The following is an 8,108-nucleotide window of genomic DNA, read 5'->3' on the forward strand; positions in this document are numbered from 1 at the left end:
GCCTGCTCGAGAACCTCGTCACCATGGGCCTGCACACCTCGGTCAAGGTGCTCGAGGTCGCGACCATCACGGCCTCCTCGCAGGTGGCCGAGGCGCTGCAGCTGCAGCTCGGCGACCCGGTGCAGAAGGCGGTGCGCGTGCGTTCCACGCGCGAAGGCCCGCTCTCGCACATCACCACCTACGTGCCCGACACGATCGCGCGTCGCTTCGGCCGCCGCGAGCTCTCGAAGAAGCCGATCCTGGTGCTGCTCGAGGAGTCGGGCGTGAAGGTGGGCCGGGCCCACCAGACCATCTCCGCGCGCCTGGCCGACAACGTGCTCGCGCAGCACCTCGACGTCTCCGTCGGCTCGGCCCTGCTCGCGGTGCGCCGCCTGATCTACGACGAAGCCGAGCGCCCGGTGCAGTGGCTGCACGGCTTCTACCGCCCCGACCGCTACACCTACGAGATGCAACTGTCCCGCGTCGGCAGCATCGACGCCAAGGTCTGGGTCAGCCGGGACGTGTCGGCCAAGTTCAACTGAAGACAAAGAAAAGGAAACGCCCCATGCAGACCCGCCGCCGCTTCGTTTCGCAGTCCGCCACCCTGGCCTCCGCGCTCGCCTTCCCGCTGATCGGCGGGGCCCAACCCAAGCCGCTGAAGGTGGGCGTGCTGCACCCGGTGACGGGCGCGCTCGCCTACTCGGGCCAGCAGTGCCGGCTCGGCGCGCAGCTCGCGATCGAGGACATCAATGCCGCGGGCGGCATCAAGTCGCTCGGCGGCGCGAAGCTCGAGGCCCTGCTGGGCGACGCGCAGTCGCAGCCGCAGGCGGGCGCGGCCGAGGTCGAGAAGATGAACGAGGCCGGCGTCAGCGCCATCGTCGGCGCCTACGCCTCGGCGATCTGCCTGGCCACCACGCAGGCCGCAGCCAAGTACAACCTGCCGCACGTGGTCGACGTGGGCGTGGCCGACCAGATCGTCGAGCGCGGCCTGAAGAACACCTTCCGCTTCGGCCCCGGCTACCGCAAGTCGACCGAGGTCGCGATGGCCAACCTGCTGGTGCTCAACAAGGCCGCGGGCAATCCGGCCAAGACCGTGATGGTGATCCACGAGGAGTCGCTGTTCGGCGCCGGCACCGCGCAGCTGCTGGCGCGCGAGCTGCCGGGCTACGGCTTCGAGGTGAAGGAGGTGGTGAAGCACGCCAACCCCACGCGCGACTTCAACAACATCGTGTTGCGCATGAAGTCGATCAACCCCGACATCGTGATCCCGGCCAACTACTACAACGAGTACGCGCTGCTGGTGCGCACCATGCAGCAGCAGAAGGTGGTGCCCAAGGCGATCTTCTCGGTGCTCGGCGGCGCGGCCTCGAGCTACAAGTTCGTGAAGGAGTTTCCCGACGCGGCCAACGGCATCATCGACTGCAACCACTGGTTCAACCCCAGGGACAAGCGCGCGCAGGAGCTGCGCAAGCGCGTCGAGGCCAAGGGCCAGTTCTTCAGCTACGAGGTCTTCATGACCTATGCCTCGATGTGGCTGCTGGCCGATGCGCTGGAACGTGCCAGGTCGGGCGAGCGCGCCGCGATCGTCGACGCGCTCGAGAAGAGCACCTTCTCGAACCACTTCATGCCCTATGGCCCGACCAAGTTCGTCAATGGCCAGAACGAGGGCGCGCAGCCGCTGATGACACAGGTGGTGAAGAACGAGATCAAGGTCATCATCCCGCGCGACTACCGCGAGGTGGAGCCGCTGTTCCCGCTGAAGGCATGAGCGTGCGACGAACCATGTCACGGTATTCAGGCAGCCGTCGATCAGGCGCGGAGCCCGGCATGTGGTGCGGGGCGGGCGATCCCCTCTGCGCCGCCGAGGAGCGCAGCGTTTCGCGGATCAGGGCTCGCAGCTGTTTGAGCGAAGCGAGTTCTGCGAGACCCCGCGAAACGCGAGCACCGCAGGGCAGCCGCGAAGCGGCCGGCGCAGTGGGGTCGACCGACCCGCACCGCATGCCGGGCGTTCCCCAACCCACGCGCACGTTCCCAAAATGCTAGACCCCAGCATCCTCTTTCCTTCAGTGCTCAACGGCCTCACGACAGGCGCCGTCTACGCATTGATCGCGCTGGGCCTCACGCTGATCTACGGCGTGCTGCACATCATCAACTTCGCGCACGGCGCCTGCCTGATGGTGGCGCTGTATGCGGTGTACTTCCTCAAGGAGCGGCTGGGCATCGATCCCTACCTCGCGCTGCCCGTGGTGGTGCTCGGCATGTTCGCGCTCGGCTATGCGCTGCAGCGCGTGGTCATCAACCGCGCGGGCCACGGCAAGGACGAGAACATCCTGCTCGCCACGCTCGGCATCGCGATCGTGATGGAGAACCTCGCGCTGCTGTTCTTCAAGTCCGACACGCGCAACATCGACACCGCCTATTCGCTCAGCACCGTGGCCATCGGCCCCGCGATGATCGCCGTGCCCAAGCTGGTGGCCTTCGCGGGCGCGCTCGTGGTCTCGGGCATCCTGTTCTGGATCATGGGTCGCACCGACCTCGGCCGCGCCATCCGCGCCGTCGCCAAGGAGAAGGAGGGCGCCAAGCTCATGGGCATCGACGTCGACCACGTCTACGCCATGAGCTTCGGCATCGGCCTGGCCTGCCTCGGCGCGGCCGCCTGCTTCCTGCTGCCGGCCTACTACGTCAACCCGCAGGTCGGCGGCGGCTTCGTGCTCGTGGCCTTCACCATCGTCGTGCTCGGCGGCATGGGCAGCTTCGTCGGCGCGCTGATCGGCGGCTTCCTGGTCGGCGTGGTGGAGTCGCTCGGCGGCCTCTATCTCGGCGAATCGCTGGGCCAGATCGGCATCTTCGCGATCTTCATCGGCGTGGTGCTGTTCCGGCCGCAGGGCATGTTCGGAGCCAAGGCATGAGCGCCGCGAAGCAACTCGCTGGCATCGCGATGTTCGCGGTATTGGTGGCGTGCGTGCCGCTGGTCACGACCTCGGGCGTCACGCTCAACTTCGTGATGATGGCGCTCTACGCCACGCTGATCGCGCAGGCCTGGAACATCCTCGGCGGCTTCGGCGGCCAGTTCTCGTTCGGCCATGCGCTGTTCTTCGGCACCGGCGCCTACATCCAGGCCATCGCGCAGCTGCAGGGCGGCATCAATGCCTGGGTCGCGCTGCCGCTGGCCATCGCCGGTGCCGCGCTGGTGGGCCTGTTCATCGGTGCGCTGAGCTTCCGCTACGGCCTCAAGGGCTCGTACTTCGCGCTGGTCACGCTGGCCTTCGCCGAGGTGTTCCGCATCCTCGCGCTGTCGGTCGACTTCACGGGCGGCGGCGTCGGCCTGATGGTGCCGCTGCGCGAGTCGGTCGCCAACCTGCAGTTCGCCACGCGCGCCGGCTACCTGTGGGTGGTGCTCGCGATGGTCGTGGTGGCGCTGCTCGTCACCTGCTGGCTGCGCAACGGCCGCTTCGGCGCCTACCTGCAGGCGGTGCGCGACAACGAGGACGCGGCGCGCGCCGTCGGCGTGAATCCCTTCCGCATCAAGCTCGCGGCCATCGGCCTGTCGGCCGCCTTCATGGGCGCGGCCGGTGCCTTCTACGTGCAGGTGTTCCAGTACATCGATGCCGGCATCGCCTACGGCCCGGCCGTGTCGGTCGAGGCGCTGGTGGCGGCCATCGTCGGCGGCATGGGAACGGTGTGGGGCCCGGTGCTCGGCGCGGTGGTGCTGCACCTGCTGTCGGACTTCACGCGCAACCTGTTCGGCGAGCTGCCGGGCATCAACATGGTGATCTACGGCACCGTGCTCGTGCTGATCGTGATCTTCGTGCCGCGCGGCATCGCGGGCATCGGCCAGTCGGTGCGGCAGCTCTGGAGCGCGAAGGGAGGCCGCGATGAGTGAATCGTCCCTGCTGGTGCTCGAGGGCGTCTCGCGTTCCTTCGGCGGCCTCAAGGCGGTGCAGAACGTGAGTCTCGCCGTGCGCGAGGGCAGCCTCAGCGCACTGATCGGGCCGAACGGCGCGGGCAAGACCACGCTGTTCGCGCTGATGTCGGGCTTCCTCAAGCCCGACGCCGGCAGCGTGCACTTCGCGGGCCAGGACATCACCGGCCGCGAGCCGCACCGCAATGCCGCGCTCGGCATGACCCGCACTTTCCAGATCGTGAAGCCCTTCGCGGCGCAGACCGTGCGCGAGAACATCGCGGTCGGCGCCCACCTGCACCTGCGCGGCCGCACCGAGGCACTGCGCGAGGCCGAGGCCGTGGCACAGCGCGTGGGCCTCGCGCCGCAGCTCGACAAGCCCGCCTCCGACCTCACCGTGGCCGGCCGCAAGCGCCTCGAGCTCGCGCGCGCGCTCGCCACCCGGCCGCGCCTGCTGCTGCTCGACGAGGTGCTCGCCGGCCTCAACCCGCAGGAGATCGCCGAGATGATGCCGGTGGTGCGCGGCATCGCCGCGAGCGGCGTGACCGTGCTGATGATCGAACACGTGATGCAGGCCGTGATGAACCTCGCCGAGCATGTCTGGGTGCTGGCGCAGGGCCAGCTGATCGCCGAGGGCAGCCCGGCGCAGGTGACCTCCGACGACCGGGTGGTCGAGGCCTACCTGGGCCATGGCACCGCGGCACGGCTGCGCAAGGCCGCAACGGGAGCCGCAGCATGAGCGCACTGCTGGAAATCGAAGGCCTGCGCGGCGGCTATGGCCGCGTCGAGGTGCTGCGCGGCGTCGACCTCAAGGTGAACGCCGGCGAGATGGTCGCGCTGCTCGGCAGCAACGGCGCGGGCAAGTCCACGCTCAACAAGATGGTCTGCGGCCTCTGCCCGGCCTGGGGCGGCACGGTGCGCTTCGACGGCAAGGATCTGAGCGGCGCGCACTACCGCGACGTCGTCAAGGCCGGCCTGATCCAGGTGCCCGAGGGCCGCAAGGTGTTTCCCAACCTCAGCGTGCGCGAGAACCTCGAGCTCGGCTCGTTCACGCGGGCGCGCGAGCGCCGGGCACGGAACCTCGAGAAATCGTTCGAGCTGTTCCCGCGCCTGCGCGAGCGCATGGACCAGCATGCCGGCACCATGAGCGGCGGCGAGCAGCAGATGCTGGCCATCGCGCGCGGGCTGATGGCCGAGCCTGTGCTGCTGATCCTCGACGAGCCTTCGCTGGGCCTCTCGCCGCTGCTGGTCGAGGAGATGTTCACGCTGATCCGCGAGCTGCGCGACGGCGGCCTGGCCGTGCTGCTGGTCGAGCAGAACGTCGGCCAGTCGCTCGAGATCGCCGACCGCGCCTACGTGCTCGAGAACGGCAGCGTGCGCTTCTCGGGCCTGCCCGGCGAACTGCTCGTGAGCGACGAACTGCGGCGCGCCTACCTGGGACTTTGAGGCGCGCGTTCCCCCCACGATCTTTCGGAGAACAACACATGAAAAGACGCGACATCCTTCTCTCGTCGCTGGCCGCGGCATGGGCCGGCCACAGCTTGGCGCAGATCGGCGGCGCGCCGGTGCGCATCCTGGTCGGCGCGCCCGCGGGCGGCTCCACCGACACGCTGGCGCGCTCGCTGGCCGTGAGCATGGGCCCGGCGCTGGGCCGCAACGTCATCGTCGAGAACAAGCCCGGCGCGGGCGGCAACATCGCGGCCGATGCCGTGGCCAAGGCCGCGCCCGACGGCAACACGCTGCTGATGAGCTTCACCAGCCACGCGATCAATGCCACGCTCTATCCGAGCCTGCCCTTCGATCCGGTCAAGGACTTCACCGCGCTCACCTGCGTCGCGACCTCGCCCTCGATCCTCGTGGCTCATCCCTCGCTGCCCGCGAAGGACGTGCGCGAGCTGATCGCGCTCGCCAAGGCGAAGCCGGGCCAGCTCAACTTCGCGATCGGCGCCGTGGGCTCGTCGCTGCACATGGCGGGCGAGGCCTTCAAGATGCAGTCGGGCGTGGACATCGTGAACATCCCCTACAAGGGCACCTCACCTGCCGTGCAGGACGTGCTCGCGGGCCAGGTGCAGCTGATGTTCGCGGCCGTGGGCAACGTCAAGGCCCACATCCAGGCCGGCAAGCTCAAGGCGCTGGGCGTGACCACGGCCAAGCGGCTGCCGGCCTTCCCCGAGGTGCCGGCCATCGCCGAGGCGCTGCCCGGCTACGAGTCGAGCGCCTGGTTCGGCCTGTTCGGCCCGGCGCGCATGCCGGCCGAGCGGATCAAACAGATCGGCGACGCCGCGCGTCATGCGCTGCAGCAGGCCGACATGCGCCAGCGCCTCGAGATCGAGGGTGCGATCCCCGTCGGCAATTCGAGCGAGCAGTTCTCGGCCTTCGTGCAGAGCGAGATCGTGCGCTGGGCCAAGGTGGTCAAGTTCTCGGGAGCCAAGCCCGAATGACCTCGACGGCTTCAGCACAGACCCTGGCGCAGAAGCTCATCGCGCGCGCCAGCGGCCGCGAGCGGGTGGCGGTGGGCGAGATCGTGACCTGCGGCGTCGACCTGGCGATGTTCCACGACTCCTCGGGACCGCGCCGCCTGCAGCCCATGCTCGAGGAACTGGGCGCGCAGATCTGGGACCGCTCGCGCGTGGTGCTCGTGATGGACCACTACGTGCCCGAGCGCGACGACGACTCGCGCCGCATCGTGCGCATCGCGCGCGACTGGGCACGCGACCAGCAGTTGCCGCACGTCTACGACAGCCAGGGCATCTGCCACGTGGTGGTGCCGCAGCACGGCCACATCCGCCCCGGCATGCTGTGCGTGGGCGGCGACTCGCACTCGCCCACGGGCGGTGCCTTCGGCGCCTACATGTTCGGCGTCGGCAGCACCGAGATGCTCGGCGTGGTGGTCACGGGCGAGATCTGGCTGCGCGTGCCCGAGACCCTGCGCATGTGGTGGGACGGCGCGCTGCCCGCGGGCGTGACCGCCAAGGACATGATGCTGCACATGATCGGCCGCTTCGGCATGAACGGCGGCCGCTACCAGGCTGTGGAGTTCGCGGGGCCGGCGGTGGTCGCGCTGTCGATGCAGGAGCGCATGACGCTCTCGAACATGAGCGCCGAGCTCGGCGCGCAGGCCGGGCTGATCGCGCCCGATGCCACCACGGCCGCGTTCCTGGCCGGTGCCGGCGCGCCGCCGGTCGACATGGCGCCATGGTTCACCGACGCCGATGCGGCGCTCACGGACCACCGCTTCGATGCCGCCACGCTCGAACCCCACGTGGCCGCGCCGCACAGCCCGGCCAATGCGCATGGCGTGAGCCGCTTCGTCGGCACGCCGGTCGACGTGGCCTACATCGGCGCCTGCACCGGCGCCAAGCTCGACGACCTGCGCGCCGCCGCGCAGGTGCTGCGCGGCCACAAGGTCGCGAACGGCATCCGCCTGATCGTGGCGCCCGCGAGCCTGCGCGACCAGGAACAGGCGCGCGAGGAGGGCGTGCTGCAGGTGCTGATGGAGGCCGGCGCCGAGCTGTTCCCCACCGCCTGCGGCGCCTGCTCGGGCTATGGCGATCCGATGGGCGACGACATCACCGTCATCTCGACCACCGCGCGCAACTTCAAGGGCCGCATGGGCTCGCCGACCGCGCAGGTCTACCTGGGCTCGCCCTACACGGTGGCGGCTGCCGCGCTGCGCGGCTGCGTGACCGATCCGCGCGAGGTGCTGGCATGAGCGGTCAAAACCTGCACCGTGTCTGGCGTCTGGGCGCCGACATCGACACCGACGCGCTCGCGCCCGGCCATGCGATGAAGCATGGCATCGACCGCATCGCGCAGCACTGCCTCGAAGCCATCCGCCCCGAGTTCGCGCGCGAGGTCCAGGCGGGCGACGTGATCGTGGCCGGCCCCAACTTCGGCATCGGCTCCTCGCGCGAGCAGGCCGCGGCCGTGCTGGTGCAGCTGGGCGTGGCCGCGGTGATCGCGCCCTCGTATAGCGGGCTCTTCTTCCGCAATGCCTTCAATGTCGGCCTGCTGCTGCTGACCTGCGCCGAGGCCGAGTCGCTGCACGACGGCGAACAGATCGCGCTCGACATCGGCACGCCCGCGCTGCGCGGCGCCGACGGGCGCACGCTGGCCTGCGAACCCGTGCCGGGCTTCCTGACCGAGATGGTCGAGGCCGGCGGCCTGTTGCCGCTGCTGCGCCGTCGCATGGCGGCGAAGAAGGAAGCCGATGCCGCCTGACATCGAT

At 69.5% G+C, this 8,108-nt stretch carries 9 protein-coding genes; all 9 read left to right on the forward strand.

Annotated elements, in window-relative coordinates:
• A partial coding sequence (locus tag AC27VN_RS25405; protein ID WP_490878315.1) for a GntR family transcriptional regulator occupies positions 1-521 on the forward strand: 521 nt, incomplete at its 5' end.
• 23 nt (positions 522-544) lie between these two features.
• Entirely contained in the window at positions 545-1,747 is a 1,203-nt protein-coding gene (locus tag AC27VN_RS25410; RefSeq protein ID WP_490878316.1) for an ABC transporter substrate-binding protein, read from the forward strand.
• Between the two features lie 268 nt (positions 1,748-2,015).
• Positions 2,016-2,888 (forward strand): branched-chain amino acid ABC transporter permease, encoded by an 873-nt coding sequence (locus AC27VN_RS25415; protein WP_203204273.1) that lies wholly within the window; start codon positions 2,016-2,018, stop codon positions 2,886-2,888.
• Positions 2,885-3,862 (forward strand): branched-chain amino acid ABC transporter permease, encoded by a 978-nt coding sequence (locus tag AC27VN_RS25420; RefSeq protein WP_490878317.1) that lies wholly within the window; start codon positions 2,885-2,887, stop codon positions 3,860-3,862. Before AC27VN_RS25415 ends, AC27VN_RS25420 begins: the two co-directional genes overlap by 4 nt.
• Positions 3,855-4,619 carry an ABC transporter ATP-binding protein gene (locus AC27VN_RS25425; RefSeq protein ID WP_490878318.1) on the forward strand — a complete coding sequence of 255 codons (765 nt, stop codon included), beginning with the start codon at positions 3,855-3,857 and terminating at the stop codon, positions 4,617-4,619. Before AC27VN_RS25420 ends, AC27VN_RS25425 begins: the two co-directional genes overlap by 8 nt.
• Positions 4,616-5,326: an ABC transporter ATP-binding protein gene (locus AC27VN_RS25430; RefSeq protein ID WP_203204275.1), complete on the forward strand. Its 711-nt coding sequence runs from the start codon at positions 4,616-4,618 to the stop codon at positions 5,324-5,326. Before AC27VN_RS25425 ends, AC27VN_RS25430 begins: the two co-directional genes overlap by 4 nt.
• Positions 5,327-5,364: 38 nt before the next feature.
• Complete coding sequence (locus AC27VN_RS25435) at positions 5,365-6,321, forward strand: tripartite tricarboxylate transporter substrate binding protein (RefSeq protein WP_208509323.1); 957 nt, start codon at positions 5,365-5,367, stop codon at positions 6,319-6,321.
• Positions 6,318-7,592, forward strand: coding sequence for a 3-isopropylmalate dehydratase large subunit (locus AC27VN_RS25440; protein WP_208509322.1), 1,275 nt, complete (start codon positions 6,318-6,320; stop codon positions 7,590-7,592). The genes AC27VN_RS25435 and AC27VN_RS25440 overlap by 4 nt, the downstream gene beginning before the upstream one ends.
• Positions 7,589-8,101 (forward strand): LeuD/DmdB family oxidoreductase small subunit, encoded by a 513-nt coding sequence (locus tag AC27VN_RS25445; RefSeq protein WP_296794411.1) that lies wholly within the window; start codon positions 7,589-7,591, stop codon positions 8,099-8,101. The genes AC27VN_RS25440 and AC27VN_RS25445 overlap by 4 nt, the downstream gene beginning before the upstream one ends.
• Positions 8,102-8,108: the final 7 nt, after the last annotated feature.

This window comes from Variovorax sp. 20P10.2.4, assembly GCF_058244205.1.

Coding starts and splice junctions, on each gene's coding strand:
- AC27VN_RS25410 (WP_490878316.1), top strand. CDS start 545: ATGCAGACCCGCCGCCGCTTCGTTTCGCAGTCCGCCACCCTGGCCTCC.
- AC27VN_RS25415 (WP_203204273.1), top strand. CDS start 2,016: ATGCTAGACCCCAGCATCCTCTTTCCTTCAGTGCTCAACGGCCTCACG.
- AC27VN_RS25420 (WP_490878317.1), top strand. CDS start 2,885: ATGAGCGCCGCGAAGCAACTCGCTGGCATCGCGATGTTCGCGGTATTG.
- AC27VN_RS25425 (WP_490878318.1), top strand. CDS start 3,855: ATGAGTGAATCGTCCCTGCTGGTGCTCGAGGGCGTCTCGCGTTCCTTC.
- AC27VN_RS25430 (WP_203204275.1), top strand. CDS start 4,616: ATGAGCGCACTGCTGGAAATCGAAGGCCTGCGCGGCGGCTATGGCCGC.
- AC27VN_RS25435 (WP_208509323.1), top strand. CDS start 5,365: ATGAAAAGACGCGACATCCTTCTCTCGTCGCTGGCCGCGGCATGGGCC.
- AC27VN_RS25440 (WP_208509322.1), top strand. CDS start 6,318: ATGACCTCGACGGCTTCAGCACAGACCCTGGCGCAGAAGCTCATCGCG.
- AC27VN_RS25445 (WP_296794411.1), top strand. CDS start 7,589: ATGAGCGGTCAAAACCTGCACCGTGTCTGGCGTCTGGGCGCCGACATC.